The organism is Bacillus sp. FJAT-52991 (genome assembly GCF_037201805.1).
Classification (GTDB): Bacteria; Bacillota; Bacilli; order Bacillales; family Domibacillaceae; genus Bacillus_CE; species Bacillus_CE kandeliae.
On sequence record NZ_CP147404.1, the window covers coordinates 2,527,169 to 2,550,781 of the forward strand.

At 41.2% G+C, this 23,613-nt stretch carries 24 protein-coding genes and 2 other annotated features; of the genes, 1 reads left to right on the plus strand and 23 read right to left on the minus strand.

Translation table 11 applies throughout. The features are described 5' to 3' along the window. Positions 1–7: 7 nt before the first annotated feature. The 16 genes from WDJ61_RS13055 to WDJ61_RS13130 all read right to left on the minus strand — a co-directional run bounded on the left by WDJ61_RS13055 (position 8) and on the right by WDJ61_RS13130 (position 15,629). Entirely contained in the window at positions 8–334 is a 327-nt protein-coding gene (locus WDJ61_RS13055; protein WP_338750411.1) for a ribosomal-processing cysteine protease Prp, read from the minus strand. 12 nt (positions 335–346) lie between these two features. Then, positions 347–655 carry a 50S ribosomal protein L21 gene (gene rplU / locus WDJ61_RS13060; protein WP_338750413.1) on the minus strand — a complete coding sequence of 103 codons (309 nt, stop codon included), beginning with the start codon at positions 653–655 and terminating at the stop codon, positions 347–349. A gap of 14 nt (positions 656–669) precedes the next feature. Next, positions 670–751 (minus strand) — a sequence feature (ribosomal protein L21 leader region). A 47-nt stretch (positions 752–798) separates the two neighbouring features. Continuing rightward, on the minus strand, positions 799–2,262 hold the full coding sequence (locus tag WDJ61_RS13065; RefSeq protein ID WP_338750415.1) for an Rne/Rng family ribonuclease: 1,464 nt from the start codon (positions 2,260–2,262) through the stop codon (positions 799–801). A gap of 56 nt (positions 2,263–2,318) precedes the next feature. Then, positions 2,319–3,176 (minus strand): M50 family metallopeptidase, encoded by an 858-nt coding sequence (locus tag WDJ61_RS13070; protein ID WP_338750417.1) that lies wholly within the window; start codon positions 3,174–3,176, stop codon positions 2,319–2,321. Beyond that, the gene (locus tag WDJ61_RS13075) at positions 3,169–3,819 is read right to left on the minus strand and encodes a M23 family metallopeptidase (RefSeq protein WP_338750419.1); all 651 of its coding nucleotides are present in this window, start codon (positions 3,817–3,819) and stop codon (positions 3,169–3,171) included. Before WDJ61_RS13075 ends, WDJ61_RS13070 begins: the two co-directional genes overlap by 8 nt. A 180-nt stretch (positions 3,820–3,999) precedes the next feature. After that, complete coding sequence (gene minD, locus WDJ61_RS13080) at positions 4,000–4,806, minus strand: septum site-determining protein MinD (RefSeq protein ID WP_338750421.1); 807 nt, start codon at positions 4,804–4,806, stop codon at positions 4,000–4,002. Next, positions 4,799–5,485, minus strand: coding sequence for a septum site-determining protein MinC (gene minC, locus WDJ61_RS13085; RefSeq protein ID WP_338750423.1), 687 nt, complete (start codon positions 5,483–5,485; stop codon positions 4,799–4,801). The genes minD and minC overlap by 8 nt, the downstream gene beginning before the upstream one ends. Before the next feature lie 76 nt (positions 5,486–5,561). Further along, entirely contained in the window at positions 5,562–6,077 is a 516-nt protein-coding gene (gene mreD, locus WDJ61_RS13090; RefSeq protein WP_338750425.1) for a rod shape-determining protein MreD, read from the minus strand. Continuing rightward, a complete protein-coding gene (mreC, locus tag WDJ61_RS13095; protein ID WP_338750427.1) occupies positions 6,074–6,967 on the minus strand; it encodes a rod shape-determining protein MreC in 894 nt (297 codons plus the stop codon). The genes mreD and mreC overlap by 4 nt, the downstream gene beginning before the upstream one ends. Positions 6,968–7,040: 73 nt before the next feature. After that, positions 7,041–8,057 (minus strand): rod shape-determining protein, encoded by a 1,017-nt coding sequence (locus tag WDJ61_RS13100; protein WP_338750429.1) that lies wholly within the window; start codon positions 8,055–8,057, stop codon positions 7,041–7,043. Positions 8,058–8,192: 135 nt separating this feature from the next. Next, a complete protein-coding gene (gene radC, locus WDJ61_RS13105; RefSeq protein WP_338750431.1) occupies positions 8,193–8,882 on the minus strand; it encodes a RadC family protein in 690 nt (229 codons plus the stop codon). Between the two features lie 18 nt (positions 8,883–8,900). After that, the gene (locus WDJ61_RS13110; protein WP_338750433.1) at positions 8,901–9,494 is read right to left on the minus strand and encodes a Maf family protein; all 594 of its coding nucleotides are present in this window, start codon (positions 9,492–9,494) and stop codon (positions 8,901–8,903) included. A gap of 176 nt (positions 9,495–9,670) precedes the next feature. After that, on the minus strand, positions 9,671–10,591 hold the full coding sequence (locus WDJ61_RS13115; protein WP_338750435.1) for a hypothetical protein: 921 nt from the start codon (positions 10,589–10,591) through the stop codon (positions 9,671–9,673). Positions 10,592–10,720: 129 nt separating this feature from the next. Then, positions 10,721–11,467 carry an A24 family peptidase gene (locus WDJ61_RS13120; protein WP_338750437.1) on the minus strand — a complete coding sequence of 249 codons (747 nt, stop codon included), beginning with the start codon at positions 11,465–11,467 and terminating at the stop codon, positions 10,721–10,723. Positions 11,468–11,544: 77 nt separating this feature from the next. Further along, positions 11,545–12,843, minus strand: a complete 1,299-nt coding sequence (locus WDJ61_RS13125) for a folylpolyglutamate synthase/dihydrofolate synthase family protein (RefSeq protein WP_338750439.1) — start codon at positions 12,841–12,843, stop codon at positions 11,545–11,547. Positions 12,844–12,986: 143 nt separating this feature from the next. After that, a complete protein-coding gene (locus WDJ61_RS13130) occupies positions 12,987–15,629 on the minus strand; it encodes a valine--tRNA ligase (RefSeq protein ID WP_338750441.1) in 2,643 nt (880 codons plus the stop codon). 57 nt (positions 15,630–15,686) lie between these two features. After that, positions 15,687–15,917: a binding site (T-box leader), on the minus strand. A gap of 197 nt (positions 15,918–16,114) precedes the next feature. Between WDJ61_RS13130 and WDJ61_RS13135 the strand changes: the two genes are divergently transcribed. Beyond that, entirely contained in the window at positions 16,115–16,306 is a 192-nt protein-coding gene (locus WDJ61_RS13135) for a hypothetical protein (protein ID WP_338750443.1), read from the plus strand. Between the two features lie 51 nt (positions 16,307–16,357). Here WDJ61_RS13135 and ysxE read toward each other — a convergent pair whose 3' ends face one another. The 7 genes from ysxE to ccsA form a co-directional block, all read right to left on the minus strand. Further along, positions 16,358–17,359 carry a spore coat protein YsxE gene (ysxE, locus tag WDJ61_RS13140; protein WP_338750445.1) on the minus strand — a complete coding sequence of 334 codons (1,002 nt, stop codon included), beginning with the start codon at positions 17,357–17,359 and terminating at the stop codon, positions 16,358–16,360. Between the two features lie 58 nt (positions 17,360–17,417). Continuing rightward, on the minus strand, positions 17,418–18,536 hold the full coding sequence (gene spoVID, locus WDJ61_RS13145; protein WP_338750447.1) for a stage VI sporulation protein D: 1,119 nt from the start codon (positions 18,534–18,536) through the stop codon (positions 17,418–17,420). Between the two features lie 226 nt (positions 18,537–18,762). Next, complete coding sequence (hemL, locus tag WDJ61_RS13150; protein WP_338750449.1) at positions 18,763–20,052, minus strand: glutamate-1-semialdehyde 2,1-aminomutase; 1,290 nt, start codon at positions 20,050–20,052, stop codon at positions 18,763–18,765. A gap of 16 nt (positions 20,053–20,068) precedes the next feature. Continuing rightward, on the minus strand, positions 20,069–21,046 hold the full coding sequence (gene hemB / locus WDJ61_RS13155) for a porphobilinogen synthase (RefSeq protein ID WP_338754798.1): 978 nt from the start codon (positions 21,044–21,046) through the stop codon (positions 20,069–20,071). Continuing rightward, positions 21,043–21,822 (minus strand): uroporphyrinogen-III synthase, encoded by a 780-nt coding sequence (locus WDJ61_RS13160; RefSeq protein ID WP_338750451.1) that lies wholly within the window; start codon positions 21,820–21,822, stop codon positions 21,043–21,045. The genes hemB and WDJ61_RS13160 overlap by 4 nt, the downstream gene beginning before the upstream one ends. Beyond that, a complete protein-coding gene (hemC, locus tag WDJ61_RS13165) occupies positions 21,823–22,752 on the minus strand; it encodes a hydroxymethylbilane synthase (protein WP_338750453.1) in 930 nt (309 codons plus the stop codon). A gap of 15 nt (positions 22,753–22,767) precedes the next feature. Further along, positions 22,768–23,604: a cytochrome c biogenesis protein CcsA gene (ccsA, locus tag WDJ61_RS13170; protein WP_338750455.1), complete on the minus strand. Its 837-nt coding sequence runs from the start codon at positions 23,602–23,604 to the stop codon at positions 22,768–22,770. Positions 23,605–23,613 lie beyond the last annotated feature (9 nt).

A 23,613-nucleotide genomic window follows, 5' to 3' on the forward strand; every position in this document is an offset into this window, starting at 1 on the left:
CCTCCTGCTAGTTGATTTTAATGTATTCGCCATAATCACGTTCGATCGTTTGCAAGGAAACAAGCATGCCTTCAAGAAGCAACTGTACTTTCTCCTGTTCGGACTCGGAAAGTTGATCCGGAACGATACAGCGGAGAAAACCGCCTTCTTTTCCTTGATCGATTTGGAGATCCGCCTCTGTCAAAGAGAGAATGGCGTTTAATGCTCCGAAAGAGACAGCTGTTGCCGCCGCACAAACTAAATCTTTTCCATGTTCGGCAAATTCCGCATGACCCTCCATCGTGAAAGATGAGATCTTTCCGGAAGGATGCTTCGATATGTTCACTCGAATCATAAAAACATCGCCTTACGCGTTGATTTTTTCAATAACAACTTTAGTGTATGGTTGACGATGACCTTGTTTTCTGCGGTAGTTTTTCTTAGCTTTGAATTTGAAAACAGTAATTTTCTTTTGACGACCTTGTTTTTCAACTTTCGCTGTAACAGTAGCTCCTTCAACAAGTGGGCTTCCTACTTTTACAGTGTCACCGCCAACGAATAATACTTGATCAAATGTAACAGAATCACCTTCTGCTAAATCTAACTTTTCAATGTAGATTGCTTGACCTTCTTCTACTTTTAGTTGTTTACCGCCAGTTTCAATAATTGCGTACATTCCTTGCACCTCCTTAATTAACTCAGACTCGCCATTTTCAGGTGGAATGCTAATAAGCAAACACTTATAACCTGTAATGCGCGGTTGTAGCACGGGTGCTACAAACAATAACATTAGAATCTTATCACTTTACTAACATAGTGTCAACGTTTTTTTGATGGTCCATTGTCAGAAAGCTCGGCTTCCTTCCCCGCTCGGATGACCTTACCTATAGGCTTTGGATGATCAGTTAAGCGATAAATAATTTTCTTATGAAGGAGATCTTCAAGCTGATGGTGAAACTGCTGTTGTCCTCCGACAAAGGCTTCCTTCACCTCTTGTGTAACTTCTACAAGAATTGCTTCTTGTTCGTCTCTTGCATATTCAAATAGCTTTCGTTCTAATTCAAAAGCGACTGTTTCAGCACTTTTCACTCGACCCGTTCCTTGACAAGTCAGGCAAGAAGTAGTGACCGTCTCTAAGATCGATGGCTTCGTTTTTTTTCTTGTCATTTGCATTAAACCGAGAGAGGTAAACTCACGGATAGATACGGATTTGGGATCTTTTTTCACTTCTTGTTTTAACAGCTTTTCAATCGTTAAACGATCTTTATCGTGAAACATATCGATAAAATCAATAATAATAATGCCACTAATATCCCGCAATCGAAGCTGGCGTGCCACTTCGATTGCCGCTTCTTTATTCGTCAGCAAAACGGTTTGAGATTGACTGCTTTTCCCAGTGAATTTCCCTGTGTTCACATCGATCACCGTCATGGCCTCCGTTCGCTCAATGACAAGAAACCCTCCGCTTGGCAGCCAAACCACCCGTTTCAACGCTTTCTCTAGCTCATTATCCATTCCATTAGCTGAAAATACATCTTCATCGGCGGAGTGATAATTCCCTCGCCAATCGTTTTCATGATAGCGAGGATCTTTCTTTAACGACGACAGAAAATCAGCGCAATCACTAATGATTTCTCCTGTTTGCAACGATTGCATTCGGGCGAATAGTTCCTCTATTAAGAGCGGCTTCTCTTGTAACACACAAGGACCTTTTCTCATAGTCGCTGTTTTGACAAGCTGTTCATGTTCGCTTCTTAGCCTCTCCCCTTCAGATGAAAGGGCCTCTTCTGTCGCATCAAAGGCGGCTGTGCGTAAAATAAGCCCCTCTTCCTCCCGCTTCCAACTTTTAGCCCAATCCGCTACTCGCTGACGTTTTTGTGGGTGATCTACTTTTTTAGAGAGAGCCGTATAGCCCCCCTCAGGCAAATAAACGAGCTTCTCACCAGGCCACTCAATGATCGCTGACAGACGAGGTCCTTTCGTTTCCGTTCCATCCTTTATCACTTGCACAATGATTTTTTGTCCTTGATGAACCAATTGTCCGATCGGCCGGCTTTGATGACCTGGTATTTGATCGCGATGTAAATAACCATTTTGCTCAAGACCGATATTCACAAAACAAGCATTCATTCCTTTTTCCACTTTAGAAATGATACCGTAATATAAAAAGCCGACATAAGATTGTTCTGCCGGCTGAAATATATGAAATTGCTCTGCTCGGCCATTTTGAACGACCGCTAGTCTTTTTTCTCTTCCTTTCACACTAACAATTAAAGTGTTCATACAAAACCTGCTTTCTGCTCTATTTCATTTCACTTTACTTGGCAATTACCTATTCGTCAATCAAGAGGAAGCAATTCCTTTAAACAAGCACCTGTTCTTTTTTCAGAAAAATAAGCATATAACACTTCATTTTCATCTAACCGTCCAATTTCTTTCCCATTTTCTGTTACATATACGATATGTTTGGTGTTACGTCGAAATTGTTCTAAAACGGAAGCAATCTTTGTATCACTGGATACTTGCAATGGCTTTAACTTCACTGCGATATCTTTTTGCCCATAGTGTCTTTCAAGTAAGAAGCGGATAAATGTATAATGTTTGTCCTTCCATTCCCGCCACAGAGCAACGATCAAATAAGCAATAATTAACCAAGCTTGAAAGTGAAATGGTAAAAAGAGCAAAAGTAGCAGTTGCAGAAGCACTAGCCATATAGCAGAAAAGATAATCGCTAGACGGATCGTTAAAAGAAAAGGTCGCCGTAAAGAAACAAGAAGCATCAATAGCTTTCCACCATCGAGAGGATAAACAGGTAGCAAGTTAAACAATAGAACCGCCAAATTAAATTGCCAAAAATTTCGATAAAGACTCTCTGGCATCCACCCTGCTTTCAACAGCAACCAAGCCGCGATAAACAGCCAAATATGCTGCAGAGGGCCCGCTAAGATGACGAACAACTCTTCTCTAGCAGGTCGATTTCCATGCTCATCTACTTCTGCTACACCGCCAAAAGGGAGAAATACCACCCTCTTGATCCTCCATTGAAACGATAACGCCATCCAAGCATGTCCCAATTCATGAATGGCAATAATTAAAAAAATCATGAACAAATCGATAAAATGACCTGTCACCACAGAAAAAGCAATCATAACCCACATAAGCGGATGAAAGTGGACCTTTCTAAGTAAGTTATTCAAAAGATATCACCGAATTCGGGTCCACAAACATTCCATCTTTCCTAATGGCAAGATAAAACGTCTGTTCATTTGGTGACAGTTGTGCTAGCACACTTCCCGCCTTCACTTTCTCATAAGGTTGGACAGAGGGATTCGCCACATGCCCATACCATGATTCGCTATTGTCAGCATGCTGAACAATGACCGTTTGACCGAACTCATCCTTTTGTCCAACAAAAAGGACGGTCCCATCTTTAATCGCCTTTACGCCTTCGTTCGGTCGGGCTTCAACCATAAGTCCCTTCCCATTTGTTTGAAAGTCTTCGATCACTTTTCCAGAGACAGGTACGGCATATTCCGTTTGTTCTTTGACTACTTTCTCCTTTTGTGTCCAGCCGTCAACGGTAAAAGGAAGCGGTTCTCCTAATGTTTTCTCATACCACTCAGCCGCTTTGGAAAATTGAAATTCCTTTTCCATCACCTCTTTCATCCATGCCTGCCCTTCAATAAATGGTGACGATGATTGTTTAAACATAATGGCGACAGCTAGAACAAATATAAGAGAAGCTAAACCTTTAAATAGGAAACGGTCAAACCGAAAGAGCGGGTGACCATCTTGCTGGTCTTGTTCAATCGATAATAAATCTTTCTCCTCTTCCCTCAACTAGCTCACTCCTTTATTAACATTCATTAATAAAAGATATGAAAGTGTTGAAACATTAAGAAGTATAGTATGAGAAAAGAAAAAGAAGCTTCTCATTAAGAAGCTAAAAAATCTCATCGTTACTTAATGACGATCATGAAATAGCTACATATGTATGAGAAAGCCTCTTCTATTTATGCGTTAAGAGCGCACACTAAAAAAATTTTTAAAACGAGTGAAAAATCCTTCTTTCCCCTCTTCAAGCCGTTGAAGCGGAACAGATTCACCAAGAATTCTTCTAGCGATATTGCGATAAGCAATGGAAGCCCGATTGTTTGGGTTATGCGTGATCGGTTGACCATTGTGTGACGACTTAATGACCTCGTCATCATCTACAACGATCCCAATTAATTCAATCGATAAATGTGTCGCTACTTCATCGACCTCAAGCATATCGCCTTGCTGCATCATATGGCTACGAATCCGATTGATAATTAACTTTGGTGGCTCCATTCCTTCTTCTTTTTCGAGCAAACCAATCACTCTATCCGCATCACGAACAGATGACTTTTCCGGTGTCGTCACAACAATGGCTTTATCTGCTCCCGCTACGGCATTTTTGTAACCTTGTTCAATTCCTGCTGGACAGTCAATTAAAATATAATCAAAATCCTGTTTTAATTCCTCTATTAATTTCTTCATCTGTTCTGGCGTCACAGCTGTTTTATCTGATGTTTGAGCTGCTGGTAATAAAAATAATAAATCATTAAAACGCTTGTCTTTCACCAATGCTTGATGAATTTTACAACGTCCTTCTACTACATCAACCAAATCGTAAATGATGCGGTTTTCAAGCCCCATAACAACATCTAGATTTCGAAGGCCGATATCCGTATCTACTAAACAAACCTTCTTTTCTTGCAGAGCAAGTGCTGTGCCTAAATTAGCCGAAGTGGTCGTTTTTCCCACTCCGCCTTTACCAGATGTAATAACTATAGCCTCACCCACTATGGTTTCCCCCTTTTAACGTAGAAATCTCCGGTCTCAGATGCTTTAACACCTGCAAGCGGTCAACAACAATTTGATTAGATTCATCTATGTAGGCGCATTCCGTTTCGAAGCTTTCATCCTCTTCATAGCGGTCGGGTGCACGATTTAAATAGCGGCTAATTCTAAGCTGTGTAGGCATCATTTGACCAGCAACAATGACGGCGCAATCATCCCCATAGCATCCAGCGTGGGCCATCCCTTTTAATGCCCCCATAATATAAATATTTCGGCCAGCTCTCACGGTTCCGCCCGGATTTACATCGCCAATTAACAATAGATCGCCGGCAACTTCTAATATTTGCCCGGAGCGAACTCTTCCTGTATATGAAACAATTTCACTTTCCTCTTTCCAGCGAATCGCTTCTTCAACAGTCATGACATTAGATTTTACCTCTCCAACTACAAGATGTTTTTGCTCTAAAATTAGACTAGTAATCTCTTCAATTTCTTCTTCCGTTAAATAGCGGTTCTCTAGTTGGACAGTAACTGTAATGATAGCACCCTGATCTTGATCATCCACTGTCACCATTTTTTCTTTCAATTCAGCCAATAATTCAACATAGGCGCATTTATCATTCAAATGCAACGTCAATCCATCTTTTGTTCCCTTTATGACAACATTTTGTTTTTTCTTCATAGCATGTTCTTCACCTCTGTTGTCCAAATAATTCGACAAGTCCTCTACTTTTTCCTTTTTCTTTCTAAGTCGACCATTAATCAAAATAGATGCGACGAAGCTTCTCAAAGGCATTTTTCAGCGGAACAGCAGCAAACAGATAAAGTATTACATTTAAAATTAAAGTTGGCCATAATCGAATAGAGAAGAATTGTGACATCTCCATGTCTGTTCGGCTCACAAATATATTTAATTGGAACATAATTAATTCTAACAGAAATATATTAAAAAGAACGATAAAAGCAACAATGAATAAATGATTTTGTAAAACTTTTACCATTTTCGACGTAATATAAACAAGGAGCGGCAAAAAGAACATATAAGCCCCTAAAATACCCGTATAAAAAATATCAAACAGAAAACCAAAAAGGAAACCATATTTGATGGCCGTATTTCGGTCAAAGTAAATGGACATTAACAATAACCCGATCACAAATAAATGAGGGACTAAAATATAGTCACCTTCAAAAGAACGATCAGGAATCCAGGACACCAAGACACTATCGCTATAAAAAAGAACTGTTATTAATAGAGGGAGGAGAAACCGTTTCACAGATTTCCCTCCTCAACAACGACTTGCTGACGCTCTTGCTTTTCTGGCAGCACCGTTGTCATTCCTCGTTTAGCTACCATAACGTGCTCTAAGTCATGAAACTTAGCAGCTGGCTCAATTAATGCTGTTTGTGTTAAACCGAATTCGTCTGGTACCAATTTTTTCACTTTACCGATAACAAGCCCCTTCGGAAACACACCGCCTTTTCCTGAGGTTGTGACAGCCATTCCTTTCTTTACTTTAGAGTCATAAGGAATTTTTGTCATCCGCAGCATGCCTTTTTCTTTATCATACCCTTCAATCACACCGTAAATATTTTTGTCTCCTTGAATGACAGCAGATACTCGGTTTCTTGGATCGTGAGCACTAAGGAGTTGGACAGTGGAAGTGAATTTGGACGTATCTTTGACCTTGCCAACTAGTCCCTCTGCTGTTATAACAGCCATATTTGGTTGAATACCGCTAGCAGATCCTTTATCAATCGTAATCACATCGAACCAACGCTCTGGGTTCTGTGCAATAACGGTTGCTTGAACAGGCTCATAATCTGCTAAACTTTCTTTTTTATCAATGATTTTTCGAAGTTCTTTATTATCTTGTTCTAATCGAGCGACATCGCTTTCAAGCTGAGCTACCTCATCTAAATGCGCCTTTAGTTTTTCATTTTCTTCATACGTATTTCGTAAATTCTCAATATCATTAAAAAACCCTGCAACAGCATTGGCAGGTTTAGAAACAACGGCTTGTCCTAAACCAACAATGTCTTTTACAAATTGTTCAGGCCAAGAGATATTCTCGCGATCACGAAGAGAAAAACCGATCAATGCGACAAGAACGATGATACTGCCAAGAAGGATAATCAAACGCTTGTTTGTAAAAAATTGTGGCATCTATTCCACCTCTATTTTTTTGCATTAAGTTAGAATCCGGCAGCAGAAAGCCGCTGCCGGAATAAATAATTCATTATTTGCTTTTATTTTTAAATAAATGGATATGATCTAGTGCTAGGCCTGTACCAACAGCGACACAGTCAAGCGGATTTTCTGCAATAAGTACCGGCATATTCGTTTCTTGACTGATCACTTTATCTAAATTACGAAGCAAAGCACCGCCTCCAGTCAACACAATACCGCGATCCATAATATCTGCCGCAAGTTCTGGTGGCGTTTTTTCTAATGTACTTTTCACTGTATCGACAATGGCATAAACTGTATCTTTTAAGGCATCAGCGATCTCTTGTCCAGTGATTTCAATTGTTTTTGGAAGGCCAGTTAATAAATCACGTCCGCGAATTTCCATGCTTGGGATTTCTTCAAAATCACCTGCAGAACCAATCTCCATTTTGATCGTTTCAGACGTGCGGTCCCCAATTAATAAATTATATTGCTTACGAATATAGGCAACAATGGCATCATCCATTTCATCACCCGCAATACGCAATGACTCGCTTGTCACAATACCACCTAAGGAAATAATGGCAACTTCTGTCGTTCCCCCACCAATATCAACAACCATACTACCTGTAGGCTCCCAAACAGGTAAATTGGCCCCAATAGCTGCCGCGAAAGGTTCTTCAATTGTATAAGCATCACGCGCGCCTGCTTGACGAGTCGCATCAATTACCGCACGTTCCTCTACGGCTGTAATGCCTGAAGGGACACATACCATCACATAAGGCTTGCTAGCGAACATTCCCTTTCCGCCTTTAGTTGCTTGTCGAATATAATATTTGATCATGGTAGCTGTCGTTTCATAATCGGCAATCACACCATCTTTCATTGGACGTGTAGCTACCACATTTCCAGGTGTACGACCAATCATTTTCTTCGCATCATTACCAACCGCAACAATTTGTTTTGTATCTGTTTGAAGCGCCACCACTGAAGGTTCGCGCACAACTACACCTTTTCCTTTGGCATAGACAAGCGTATTAGCTGTTCCAAGGTCTATTCCAAGATCTCGATTTCCAATTCCAAACATACAGGTATCTCCCTTTCTTGATCTGTTACTATTTTATAGTGATAGATTGAGCATTATTATTTGTGATTTCAACAAAAAACAACTAGCAAAAATCATAACTTATATTATAACGTAATCAAAAAAAAAATCCTAGCATTATAAATAGCCTTTTTCCTTTAAGCTTACGTATTTTTTATCACCAATGATTAAATGGTCTAATACTTCCACCCCAAGTAATTTTCCGCATTCAACTAACCGCTTCGTCACTTCCACATCTTCCCTACTTGGTGCAGGGTCGCCGGACGGATGGTTATGAATGCAGATAACGGAAGCAGCGGAACGGCGAAACGCTTCTTTAAATACTTCGCGCGGATGCACGATCGAAGCATTGAGGCTTCCAATGAACAATGTTTGTTTATGAAGGACTTGATTTTTCGTGTTGAGGTACAGGCAAACGAAATGCTCTTGTGATAAAAAGCGCATTTCTTCCATCACATAATTAGCCCCATCCTCAGGAGAACGAATGACATAACGATCTTCAAATTTCAAGTGACTAATGCGACGGCCAAGTTCAAGCGCCGACATAATCTGTACAGCCTTTGCTTGGCCGATTCCTTTAATCGATGTAATTTCTTCAAGTGAGGCATTCTTTAACATTCGCAATCCTTCAAATGTTTGCAGCACTCGATTAGATAATTGCAGAACAGATTCCTGTTTCGTTCCTGTTCGTAAAATAATCGCGAGCAGCTCATGGTTGGAAAGGCTTTTTGGACCGTTGATAATCATTCGTTCTCTCGGGCGGTCTTCTAAAGGTACATCTTTGATCATAAACATATCGTTTGACATACGTTTTCTCTCCTTTGATCACGTTTGAGAAGGAGAGGAAAGGGTAGACCCTTGTAGGTCAAGCCGTTGAAGTTGTCTATACAAAGAAGCCACTGGCAAACCGACAACAGAGAAGTAGTCACCGTCAATTTTTTTCACAAATACGGCGCCTCTCCCTTGAATGCCGTATGCTCCCGCCTTATCAAACGGTTCACCACTGTTAAGATAAGTGTCCACTTCCTCATCTGACAGCTCCCAAAATGTGACGTTTGTTTTTTCATAAAAGGCGTGCTGTTTCTTTTCTTTTACGATGGCAACTCCGGTATAAACGGAGTGCTCTCGACCAGAAAGCTTACTTAACATCCTCTTCGCATCACTTCGGTCTTTAGGTTTACCTAATATTTCTCCATCGAGAACAACGATTGTATCCGCGCCTATAACAACATCTTTTTCATGGTGCTTCGCTACAGCGCAAGCTTTACGGGAGGCTAATTGCATGACGGTTTCTTCAGAGGACATTGGGTGGGAGATCGTTTCATCTACGTCACTGACAATGACAGTAAAGGGTAGACCGATTTGTTGGAGAAGTTCTTTTCTGCGGGGAGAACTAGAAGCTAAAATAATATTCGACAACATCCATCACCTATCTTTCAAGAATTAAGGGAAATACCGTATTCATTTTATCAAAATTGGAGAGTGACCTCAAACTTTTCCATCGTAAACATAAAGCAACCTATTTCTTCAATAAAAAAAGGCTCGGCTACTTCTCTACTTTATCTTCGAGAAGCAACCGAGCACTCATTTATCTATTAATAAGCCACTAAAAAAGCCAAAAGCTTCTCCTGCGCAGCTTGAGCGGCCTGCGGCTGATCACTTTTAGCTTGGTTGACAGCATCTAATAATAACCGCTGCAGTGAGGCGATTTTTTCCTTTTTTCTTCCTTCTCTGGCTTGTAGCTCTTTTTCAACCTGAATCAGCTTGGGCGTATCGATCGGAAGACCAATGAGTGTTTTCGCACTTTCTTCCGCCACTATCGAAAAAGCATTCGCAAATGTTTCTTCTCCTGTTGCTTTTGTCGAAGAGGGAATATTTATCGTTTTTGCATACACATCGGCTACATTCGCTCGATATGTTTCTCCTAGTTCTTTAGCCGTTGTTAGTTGAGCGGATACCCCTAATACAAGAATAAATTGTTCATCCTTGCGAACAATCCCCGCTTTAAGTCCCTCTTCCTTGACACGTTTCATGGCCTTCTCAGCCGCAGCCTTTGTGGAAAAAACACCGCCCTGCACGATCGATGCCTCTATCGGGGGAAGAAGACTAGAAGTAGCGGGGGCAGCTGGGGCTACAGACTCTTGTTTCTTTTTTGGCTCTTTCAACATTGCTTGTGGAGGCGCTTCTTCTTTTTGTGTCACAATTTTGACCATCGTATAACCAAATAATAAGCCAATTAATATGGCACTAATAATAATGAATAAGAGCTTGCCTATTACTCTTTTCCGAGCGTGTTGTTGATTGAGAGACGCCTTTAGGCTCACAGCTTCTTCCTTCTTCTCCGCTTCATCTGGAAAGACCCATTGAAATTCTTCTTCTTTCTTAGACTCAGTGGCAGCTGCACTTTCTCGCCCTCCTTTTTGCCAATCTTGCACAAGGAGCTCTTTCTTTTGTTGATCTCCTTCTCTTTTACTTGAAATTGTCAAAAACAACTGCTGCTTTTTTGGTTTGTCCACTTGGGATATCCCCCCTTGCCTCTTTAAGTTCCTTCCATGCTATCATAGCGGAACAAAAAAAGAACAAGACTTTTGTCGTCCTGTTCGGGAAAGTTTTCGGCAAAAACAGTCGTATTTTTTGGGCAGATGTTAAGTGACAAGCGATTGATACCAATTCAGAATTCGATCTTCTGAAAACAGAACAATGAGTGCCGAGGCCGCTATGAATGGACCGAATGGAAATGGCTGTTGACGTTTGATGACTCCGAAGCATAAACCGATCAATCCGCCGATCGCCCCTAAACAAGTAGACAGCATGAAAGTTAGCAACACGCCTTCTGTTCCAAAAACAAACCCTATAACAGCAAATAGCTTAATATCTCCTCCGCCCATCCCACCTTTAGTGATGACCGCGATTAGAAATAGAAGACAAAAGCCTACAGCCGCACCAAGAAACGAGTCCCACCACGGCTCCAAAGGAAATAAATATCGTTCAATCACAAATAGCCCACTGAAAAACAATAACACTTTATCAGGAATGACCATATAAAGCACATCAGAAATCGTAATAATGATAAGAAGGGAAATCAAAGTAATCGACAGCAGCCATTCCAACCCGATACCAAACTGAATATATGCATAGGTAAATAAACTAGCAGTGATAAGTTCCACTACAATATAAATAGGTGAAATGCGCGTCCGACAATTCATGCATCGCCCTTTTTGTTTCACATAAGATAAAATGGGGATTAACTCAATAGCTGTCAATTGATGGTGACAACAAGAACAAGCGCTTCTTGAAAACGTGAAGGACCTTTGAATAGGAACCCTACAACCAACCACATTAAAAAAAGAGCCGAAAACTAAACCGTAGAGAAAGACTAAAAAACTAATCAATTATAGAACCCTCTACCTTTCAAGTAATCGTTTATGCCTTTTATCTTAACAGCTATTTGTAAATCCAAAATAAATTTCTAGTAAAATTTAGTAAATAATCTTTTTACTTCTGAAATGAAGTAAAGTGATCCTGTTACAACAAATAGTTGATCTCCTTCCGCACTCCCTTGAAACTCCTTGATATATTCATCCCAATCCGCTCTCCACATTGTTTGCTCATTCAACAATGGCTCAAACTCTTCATAGCCTGCTGCTCTTGGAAAATCAAACGTGGTACAAATAACGGAATCGGCTGCTTGATGAAGTAAGGAAACCATTTCATCTAGTTTTTTATCTTTGAGCCCAGCAAAGAGAGCCGTAATGCGACGTTGTGGGTAACGTATTTTTAACGAGTTCACTAAAGCAGTCATACCTTCTGGATTATGAGCACCATCAAGTAGGATAACTGGACGATGACACACTTGTTCCATTCTTCCTGGCCAATAAGCGGCTTCCACTCCCTCTCGTATGTGTGATTCTTCAATTAAAAATGAATGGAAGGTTTTCAAATAAAGCGTCGCCATGATGGCTATAGCGGCATTATCCGTTTGGTGTAGTCCATTTAAACCCGTATGAAGATGTTCCATATTGGCAAATACGGATTGAAAATGAAAAGCTTCCCCTGTCGAAAGCGACTGCTGCCATGAGCTTTGAAACTGCTCTCCCATTTGATAAACGGTCGATTGCATCTCGTTCGCTCGCTTGAAAATCACTTCTTTTGCTTCCCTTTGTTTCACACCGCTAATGATCGCGACGCCATTTTTGATAATACCTGCTTTTTCAAAGGCGATCTCTTCTGGCGTATTTCCTAAAAACTGCATATGATCCATACCAATCGTTGTAATAATAGAGAGAAGCGGGTGGATCACATTTGTTGAATCCAGTCGTCCGCCTAACCCCACTTCAAACAGAACAAGATCAACAGGATGGACATACGCAAAATAATACAAAGCCATCGCCGTAATCACTTCAAACTCACTCGGTCCCCCAAGCTCTGTCTGCTCTAGCTCTTCTGCTAGTGGCTTAATCACATTGACGAGCTGCGTAATTTCTTCATCAGCAATCGGTTTCCCATTAATACTAATTCGTTCATTGAATTGCTCAATATAAGGTGAAGTAAACGTACCTGTTTCATAACCAGCTGCTTGCAAGATCGAACGCATATAAGTAACGGTTGACCCCTTCCCGTTGGTTCCACCAATATGTACTGTTTTCAGTCGTCGTTCCGGATGATCCATTCTCTCCATTAACCATTCCATTCGCAATAGCCCTGGTTTAATTCCTACTTGCAGACGACTGTGAATCCAATCTAATGCGTCTTGATTATTGTGAATCATAGAAAATCCTCCTTCTTTATAAAAACAAAGGGAGCTGACCCCGAAAAACAATATCTAACTAGAAAGTGTGGTATCCCCTCTCTAATTAGATATTTGTATGGGAGCCAGCTCCCTTATGAGAGAGCCTCTAAGAGCAACCGCCCTTACTGTTTCAATTCTTTCATACGCGCTTCTACTGCCGCACGTTTTTCAAGATAGTCTTGTTCTTTCGCACGCTCTTCATCGACTACTTTTTGTGGGGCCTTGCTGATAAAGCGTTCATTACCTAATTTCTTCTGAACACGCTCCACTTCGCTGTTCCATTTATCCCACTCTTTTTGCAGGCGGGCAATTTCTTCTTCAATGTTAATTAAGCCTTCAAGAGGTAAAATTAGTTCTGCTCCAGTTACAACAGCTGTCATTGCTTTATCCGGGGCAATCGCATCCACTGAAATCGTCAGTTCTTCCGGATTACAGAAGCGCTCTACATACGCACGGTTGTATTCAAGCACTGACAGAACCGCTTCATCTTTCGCTTTGATCGTTAACTTAACTTGCTTGCTCATTGGCGTATTCACTTCTGCGCGGATGTTACGAACCGAACGAATAATGTCAACGAGTAATTTCATATCGCTAGCCGCTTTTTCATCCGATAATTCCGGGCGTACTTCCGGCCATTTCGCTGTCACAATCGTTTCCCCACTGTGCGGAAGGTTTTGCCAAATTTCCTCGGTAATAAACGGCATAAATGGATGTAAAAGGCGCATCGTGTTATCAAGGACATACGCAAGAATCGAACGAGTCGTTTTCTTCGCTGCTTCATCTTCTCCATACAATGGCAGCTTCGCCATTTCAATATACCAATCACAGAAGTCATCCCAAATAAAGTTGTATAATACACGACCGACTTCACCGAACTCATAACGATCAGCCAGTTTCGTCACTGTTTCGATGGTTTCATTCAATCTTGTTAAAATCCATTTATCGGCAACTGACATCTCACCACTTAAATCGATTTCTTCATATGTTAATCCATCCATATTCATTAAAGCAAAACGGGAAGCATTCCAAATTTTATTGGCAAAGTTCCAAATGGATTCTACTTTTTCAACAGAGAAGCGAAGATCTTGACCCGGAGAGCTTCCTGTTGATAAGAAGTAGCGCAAGGAATCCGCTCCGTACTTATCGATAACTTCCATCGGATCGACACCGTTTCCTAATGACTTACTCATTTTACGGCCTTCTGAATCACGAACAAGCCCATGAATCAATACATCTTTAAACGGACGCTCACCTGTAAATTCTAACCCTTGGAAAATCATTCGAGATACCCAGAAGAAAATGATGTCATAGCCAGTGACTAATGCACCTGTTGGATAGTAGCGTTTAAAGTCCGCTGCTTCTGTATCTGGCCAGCCCATTGTAGAAAATGGCCATAAAGCAGAGCTAAACCATGTATCAAGCACATCAGTATCTTGCTCCCAATTTTCGATATCTGCTGGTGCTTCGTGACCGACAAACACTTCACCTGTCTCTTTATGATACCAAGCAGGAATGCGATGTCCCCACCAAAGCTGACGCGAAATACACCAATCGCGAATATTTTCCATCCAATGAAGGTATGTTTTCTCAAAACGATCAGGTACGAAGTGAACTTTCTCTTCCTTCGCTTGCAGAGCAATCGCTTCGTCCGCTAATGGCTGCATTTTCACAAACCATTGTGTAGATAAATATGGTTCCACAACCGCGCCGCTTCGCTCAGAATGACCAACGGAATGCATATGCTCTTCAATTTTGAACAGCACCCCTTGCTCTTGCAGATCTTTCACAATTTGTTTGCGGCAGTCGAAACGATCCATTCCTTTATATTGGCCAGCAAGATCATTCATTGTTCCATCTTCATTCATCACAAGCACGCGCTCTAAGTTATGACGGTTACCGATTTCAAAGTCGTTCGGGTCATGAGCTGGCGTAATTTTCACCGCACCGGAACCAAATTCCATATCGACATAGTCATCACCCACGATTGGGATTTCACGACCAACGATTGGCAAGATGACGGTTTTACCGATTAAATGCTTGTAACGCTCATCTTCTGGATGAACTGCTACTGCTGTATCCCCAAGCATTGTTTCTGGACGAGTCGTTGCAATTTCGATATGTCCGCTGCCGTCAGCAAGCGGGTATTTCATATGATAGAAAGCTCCTTGAACATCTTTATAGATGACTTCAATATCAGAAAGAGCTGTTTTCGTTGCCGGGTCCCAGTTAATGATATACTCACCGCGGTAAATCAATCCTTTGTTGTACAAAGAAACAAACACTTCACGAACCGCTTTTGACAGCCCTTCATCTAATGTGAAACGTTCACGGCTATAATCAAGACCAAGGCCAAGCTTTGACCATTGCTCACGAATAAAGCCTGCATAGTCCTCTTTCCATTTCCACGCTTCTTCTAAAAATTTCTCACGACCAAGATCGTAGCGTGATTTTCCTTCTTCACGAAGCTTCTGTTCCACTTTTGCTTGTGTGGCAATCCCTGCATGATCCATTCCTGGCAACCATAACACATCATAACCTTGCATCCGTTTCATACGCGTTAAAATATCTTGTAACGTTGTATCCCATGCATGCCCAAGATGCAGCTTTCCAGTTACGTTTGGTGGTGGAATAACAATCGTATAAGGTTCCTTCGTTTGATCATCTTTCGCTTCAAAAAATTTTCCATTGATCCACCAGTCATAGCGACCTTGTTCGATTGCCTGCGGATCATACTTTGTTGGCATCGTTAATTCATTGTTCTCCATTCCATGTTCCTCCTTTAGTTACAGCCTGCTTTTTGACCACAAAAAAACCCCTATCGCCAAAAGGACGAAGGAGTTGTTCGCGGTGCCACCTTTTTTCACGAATGGCTTTTGCAGGCACATTCGGCTCTCAATCCAGTAACGGCTGGTAACCGGCTTCTGCTACTTACGTTCACAGAAACAGCTCGCGGGTGACTTTCCAATGGCGCTTGTCGGAAAATTTTTCAGCCATGAATTTTCCTCTCTGTAAGACTTGCCGTTCATCGTACTCTTCCCGGTCTTTGCTTTTTATTATTATTCATATATTATCGAAAAATAGGTATTTTCGTCAATCATTATTGCCCGAATTTTTAATGTTTACTCACGTTTTTTCACTTTTTTCATATACTAATAATAAGGCTATGTTAAAGTGAATGAGTCAAAAACAGTCGGAATCACTATCATTGTTTAACAAAGCCAATCATACAAGGAAGAAGTAGGTGGTAATGATGAGAAGAAGATACAATCCGTATACCCTTCCACCTTGGCTACGGCAATGTCGAGCCATCTGTTCACAACTAGCGATCCCCTTCTGCCTTTTCCAAGGAATCAGAACTCTTTTTTTTCCTACCACTTTTGATGTTATTCTACTCGCAGTTTTCATTTTACTTGCTGTTGCTCTTTACCTTGAATGGATCTAGCATGTATTCCATCATAAATAGGGCTGTCTCCATCGAACAGAGTTATTCCCCTTACGACGACAGTCCCCCATTATTTTTTGAATCCAGATGGACAAGAAAATATTCACTATTTTTCAGTTGCCAATATTGCCGTTGCAGTTTTTGAGTGAATTGACGCTCACTATATTTTCTCGCACGAGTAAAGTAAGCGGAAATGGTTTGATACATTGCTCCTGGATAGGCTAGATAGCTCTGAAATAATAGCTTTTCTTCTTTCTTTAAAGGGAAATGCTCCATGTAATAAGCAAACTGATCAATTTCGGCATCTGCTTTTTTTGGAAAAGTGGTGAGAGAATCGGCGAAGTACGGAACGAGATCATGAATGGGTGTTGATGGCCGGGATTGCTCTAAATTAATAAAATAGCCCATACCATGACGATCTAAAATAAAATGGTCTAACGACAAATTCCCGTGTACTTGAACCGTTCTGACCTTTTTATGCTCCTTCGTTTCCTCTATCCACTCTTTCAACTTTTCCTTTGCGTAAAAATACGCCATCGTAATGTCATGATAATATAAGCCATACTGGAGACTAAATGGTGACATATAGGTCTCTTTTTCAGCTAAAGTGATATATTGCTCCAATTGTTCTTCTTGCCGTTCCCATGTTTGTTTCATTTGTTCATAATGTTCTAGTCTTTCCTGTGGATTCACGTCTATTTCTTTCGAAGACAGCAAATGAAGCCTAGCAGTTTCTCTGAGCATTTGCTTATCTTTTAAGAGCGTGTCTCGATCATTGCTTCCTTCGACCCATGGCATTAAATAATAAATATGATGGCCTTCGAGAATGCCGTGTCTACCGTCTAATGCTGGATATACAGGCACAAAATGATGATAACCTGATTGATACAATCTTTGCATGCTATGAAGAAAATACATACCGCGAGTAGCTGGTATTCTTTTTAATGCAAAATTTCCTTTGTCGGTATAGAGTTTTTGAATGCGACCGAATGATTCCACATATTTCGGCTGTAAATCATAATTTTTCCACACTTCTGAAAAGGGCTGTTCCACATTCTTCACCCGCTTTGTCAAAAAGTAAGGCTGTCCCACCATGAGACAGCCAGACTATTTATTTCCTGGCTGTCTCATGGTTCGGAATGTAGAGCACCTGACCTTCTGTGATCGATTGATTAGCCTCTAATTTATTTTCCTTGACGATCTCCGAAACCAGCAGTCCATAGCGTTCAGCCAGCTTTTGTAATGTATCTTCCTTTTGCACAAGACAAACCTTCCAAGTCACCGATTCATCCTCTTCTTTTCTAGCAAAAAAGTCAGCTAATGACATCGTTTCCGTTTGCTTGAAGCTAAATGATTTTTTCTTTTTTGGTTCAGGTGCCGGCGTTTCCTCTAGGCTCTCTAATAGTTCAATGCTCTCCATTTGTTCGTCCATAACCACCGGGCTATGTTCTTCCTCATTTTCTTCAATCATTTCGATATGCTCAACCTGTTGTAATTGTTGCACTTCTTCTCTTTTTTCGATCGTTGGAATGAATATGTTTTCTATCTCTTGATCAATCTCATCCGGCTTTCTTTTGACCTCCACGGAAAAATCAGCTTCTTCCTCCTCATCTTTTCCATCAGCAATCGGCTCTAAATCAAGCTTCACCATCGAAAACTCGAGTTCGTCTGCTATTTCTTCCTCTTCTAGCTCGATGGAACTTTGTTGTTCTTGTCCAAGCCCCTCTAACTCCATGGAAGCGATTTGTTCTTCGTCAACCCCTTCTTCTAATGTTTCTGCCTCTAGCGGTCTATTCGTTTGCTGTTCTCCATAAATGCCAGAAATCGATAAGTCCACCGTTAGCTTTAAGTTCCCTTTTTGAGGAAGGTCATAATCGAAGGAGTCAATATAAATTTCCACTTCCTCGAGTCGTTCAATCCGATTTTTTGGAATCGTAATGTCAAGCGGAAACTGATGAAAAAACTCACATTCATGCTCATTTCTCTCTAATACTTGCTGAACGTATTTGATCGACTGACTGCTTTCATTGTCTTTCTCCTCGGCCACGGCTGGCTGATATTCTCCTGAAAGTTCCAGACAGCCATGCAAGCGGACAAATTGATCTTGCTCTTCCATTTGTATTTGCGGATCAAGCGAAATCGAGTATAACTCCTCTACCTCCTGTCCGCGATCAAATTGGATCGTTTCTTCTAGGGAAAATCGTAAATACGACTGATCTTGAGAAGTCACGCTTATTCCTCCTTCCAATAAATGCAACTTTCATCAAATAATTAATAAGGCTCTCTTCATTCGAATGTATGCTTTTTAGAAAAGGAATATGCTTTTTCTTACTATTGACCTTCCTTCACAATAAAAAAGGTTGCTTCCGATTAACATAGGTCGTGTATCAAGAGAAGCCCTCTCTCTTCACTTTCCTATTTTGATCGAAAACAACCCTAAAAGGATCATTGACTAATTATTTTTTCAGTTTACTAAATGCTTTTTCTGCAGCCGCAATTGTTTTCTCAATATCTTCATCTGTATGAGCAGTTGATAAGAACAAGCCTTCAAATTGAGAAGGCGGAAGGAAGATCCCTTCATTGGCCATTTCTTTATAATACTCGGCAAACAATTCTAGATCAGACGTTTTTGCTGTTTCGTAGTTCATCACATTTTCATTTGTGAAGAAAATGCCGATCATAGAGCCTGCACGATTAATCGTATAAGGAATATCATACTTCTCTGCCGCTTGTGACAAACCTTTTTCTAGAAGATCAGCTTTGCGAATAAACTCATCATACGTCTCTGGTGTTAATTGACGAAGCGTTTCTAAACCTGCCATCATCGCCATCGGATTTCCAGAAAGTGTTCCCGCTTGATAGATCGGTCCGCTTGGAGCAATTTTCTCCATAATATCAGCTCGACCACCGAACGCGCCTACTGGTAGACCGCCACCGATGACTTTTCCTAAACAAGTTAAATCTGGCGTCACACCGAAATAGCCTTGGCCACAGTTATAGCCTACACGGAAGCCAGTCATCACTTCATCAAAGATGAGTAAAGAGCCATATTGCTCTGTAATTTCACGAAGACCTTCAAGGAAGCCTGGTTGTGGTGGGACAACACCCATATTACCAGCCACTGGTTCTACGATGATACAAGCAATATCTTCACCATACTGTTCAAAGGCATATTTCACTCCATCAATGTCATTGTAAGCAACGGTGATCGTATTTTTTGCGACTCCTTCAGGTACGCCTGGGCTGTCCGGAAGACCTAATGTGGCCACACCTGATCCTGCTTTAATTAACAACGAATCTCCATGACCATGATAACAACCTTCAAACTTTAAAATCTTATTTCGACCCGTAAACCCACGAGCAAGTCGAAGCGCACTCATCGTTGCCTCCGTTCCAGAGGAAACCATACGAACAATTTCAATCGATGGCACACGCTCAATGACAAGCTTAGCTAATTCATTTTCAATCAATGTTGATGCACCGAAGCTTGTCCCTGTTTCAGCCGTCTTCTTTAGTCCTTCTACCACTTGGTCGTTTGTATGACCTAAAATAAGTGGTCCCCAAGATAAAACGTAGTCAATGTATTCATTGCCATCAATATCATAAATTTTCGATCCTTTGCCATGGTCCATGAAAATCGGATCCATATTCACTGATTTAAACGCACGAACTGGACTATTCACTCCACCCGGCATTAATTTGACCGCTTCTTTATACGCTTGCTTTGACTTTTCATAAGAACGCATTGATCGTTTCCTCCTTTTATTCACTCAGCCAGCGGGCTACATCTTTTGCAAAATAAGTAATGATTAAATCAGATCCTGCTCGTTTCATGCTTGTCAATTTCTCCATGACGACTGCTTTTTCATCAATCCAGCCATTTAACGCCGCCGCTTTCACCATTGAATATTCACCACTTACATTATAAGCAACAATCGGTGCATTAAATTGATTGCGTACATCGCGAATAATATCAAGATAAGATAGGGCAGGCTTCACAATTAAAAAGTCAGCACCTTCCTCCATATCTGATTGCGCTTCACGCAATGCTTCCCGGCGGTTCGCTGGGTCCATTTGATACGTTTTCCGGTCACCTAATTGCGGAGTAGAATCCGCAGCATCGCGGAATGGTCCGTAAAAACTAGATGAGTACTTCACCGCATAAGACATGATCGGCACATCTGTATAACCCGCCTCATCAAGCCCTTGACGAATAGCAGCCACAAAACCATCCATCATATTAGAAGGCGCAATAATATCCGCTCCCGCTTTCGCTTGGCTAACCGCTGTTTTTGCTAATAAGTCTAGTGATGGATCATTTAATACCTTGCCACCTTCAATGACACCGCAATGACCGTGATCGGTATATTCACAAAGACATGTATCCGCTATCACAATCATCTCAGAATATCGTTCTTTAATCGCGCGAGTCGCCTGCTGAACAATTCCGTGAGAATGATAGGCGCCTGTTCCCGTCGCATCTTTCTCATGAGGAACACCAAATAAAATCACAGACTTAATACCAAGTGAAACGATTTCATCCATTTCTTCTTGTAAACGATCCAGTGATAATTGGAACACACCTGGCATCGAGGACACTTCATGTTTAACGTTTTCACCCTCCACAATAAATAGTGGGTAAATTAAATCTTCTTTTTGCAATATCGTTTCACGGACAAGCGCGCGCATATTGGCAGATTGTCGTAAACGACGATGACGTGTAAATTGTAATTCCATTATTCCTCTTCCTTCCTGAAGTATTGAGCCATTTCTGTGATCAATGCTTCGATCGTATATTCTTCTGGACAAATAGAGACGGGAAGAGCGAATTTCTTCACTGCCGCCTCTGTCACGGGGCCGATACAGGCAATGACTGCTGAAAGTGAAATATCTGCTTCTTTGACCGCATCCATAAAATGCCGAACAGCAGATGGACTTGTAAATGTGATGACATCCATTTGATTTTTCTGTAGAAGGTCAACAAGACGGCTCTTTTCCTCTACCGGAAAAAATGTTTCGTATACGATCCACTCATCTGTCTGTACACCTTTTTTTCGAAGCGCCTCAGCAATCGTCGTTCTGGCTAGATTCCCTTTAGGAATCAACACTTTTTGCGCTTGAAAAAGCCCTAATTCGATTTCTTTTGCCAACTGATCGGCAGAAAATTTCTCTGGAATATAATCAGCTTTCACTCCATATTCCTGCAAGACAGCCGCCGTTTTCGTCCCGATCGCAGCAAACCGAGCGGGAATCTGGGTGCGATCAACCCCCAGTTCTTTAAGCCGTTGAAAGAAAAAATCAACACCGTTTTTACTAGTTAAAATAATCCAATCATATGTACATAACTGTTTGACAACTCCGGCCTCACCTGTAGCATGAACAGGCCGAAAAGCAATCAAGGGAACAGCATAGGCTATTCCCCCGGCTGCTTTTATTTTATCAATAAATGGGGCCGCTTGTCCCTTTGGACGTGTCACTAAAATATGTTTATTACCGAGCGGCTGACTAGCTGTCATTTAGGCATCTAGCTCCGCTTTCACGTCCTCAATGAGCTTCTTCGCTCCACGTTCACTTAAAAGGGCTGCTGCTTGTTCCCCAACCGCTTGAGGATCCTTCCCTTTGACTACTTCTTTAAAGATGATAGTTCCGTCTGGAGAGGCGACAAGAGCCGTTAATTGGGTTTCCTCTCCCTCAAGAGTGGCAAATCCAGCAATCGGCACTTGGCAGCCGCCTTCCATTTTATGAAGAAACGCTCTTTCTGCTTCAACTGTTTGCTTCGTCTCCTGTGAAGTAAACGCCGCAAGTAACTGTAACACTTCTTCATCATCTTCGCGACATTCAATCGCTAACGCCCCTTGCCCGACAGCTGGGACGCAAAGCTCCGTATCAAGGAACTCTGTCACTATATCAGAAGACCAGCCCATGCGCGCAAGACCAGCAGCGGCTAAAATAATCGCATCATACTCTTCTGTTTCTAATTTCGCTAAGCGCGTATCAATATTCCCGCGAATCCATTTAATTTCTAGATCTGGACGAACTGCTAAAATTTGTGAACTTCGTCGAAGGCTACTCGTACCAACAATCGCTCCCGCCGGCAAATCAGCCAACTTTACATGCCCTTTAGAAATAAAGGCATCGCGATGATCCTCACGTACAGGAATACAGCCAATGGTTAACTCTTCAGGCAGCACGGCCGGCATATCCTTCATACTATGTACAGCGATATCAATTTCCTTATCGAGCATCGCTTGCTCAATTTCTTTCACGAACAAGCCTTTCCCGCCTACTTTCGAAAGAGTCACATCTAAAATCCGATCTCCTTTCGTCACGATCTCTTTCACTTCAAAATCGTAATCAGGATTGATCTTCTTTAATTGAGTAATGACCCAATTTGTTTGCGTTAACGCTAATTTACTTCTTCGGGAACCAACAATAATCTTTCTCATTCTGTCCTCCTACCTTTATGCATACCAAAAGTGAAACGACGAAAATCGACTCACTAGGAAAAAGTTAATTAATACAATGACAAAAGCTGCACAGTTCAATTGCGCCAATGTTTTCTCATATACTCCCCGACGGACCTTTAAATATAGGAATACACTATAGATCGTTAACAACACCACTGAAGCCACGATTTTCACATCAAACCAACTGACGTCAGGAAGCTTCATACATTTCCATGTTAGTCCTAAAATGAGACTTAACAATAATATCGGAACACCGATTGCATTGAAAATATAAGAAAGCTTAGCCAGTTTCTGCAAATCACCAATCCGCCAAAGGCGATGACTCCATTTTTTCATTTTTAATAGCCTGTGCTGCAGCAAATAGAGCAAGGAAAAAATAAACGATAACGAAAAGGCCCCATAAGATAGGATAGCCATTGTAATGTGAATAAATAACAGCTCAGAAAATAGCTTTTCCGCCATCGCTTGAGATTCAACCTGCACAGGTGCAAATGCATGAATGGCCATAATGACAAACCCTATCACATTCGTGAAAAACACCATGAAATCCATTCGCAACAACCGGTTCATCACAAGCGACAGCGTGATTAAGATCCAGGCATAAAAATAAAGCCCTTCAGAAAGGGTAAGCACAGGGAATCGACCTGTTTGCTTCATATAAAGAAATAAAAAGATTGTTTGAAGTACCCAAACAATCGATAACATCGAGAAGGCGATTTGATTCGCCTTCTTGTTTTGATTTAAAAAGTCAATGAAATAGAACATGATGCTTGCTGCATATAAAATAACCATCAGTTCGTGAATTCTTGTCATGTCTTGTTCAAATAACATCGTGCAACC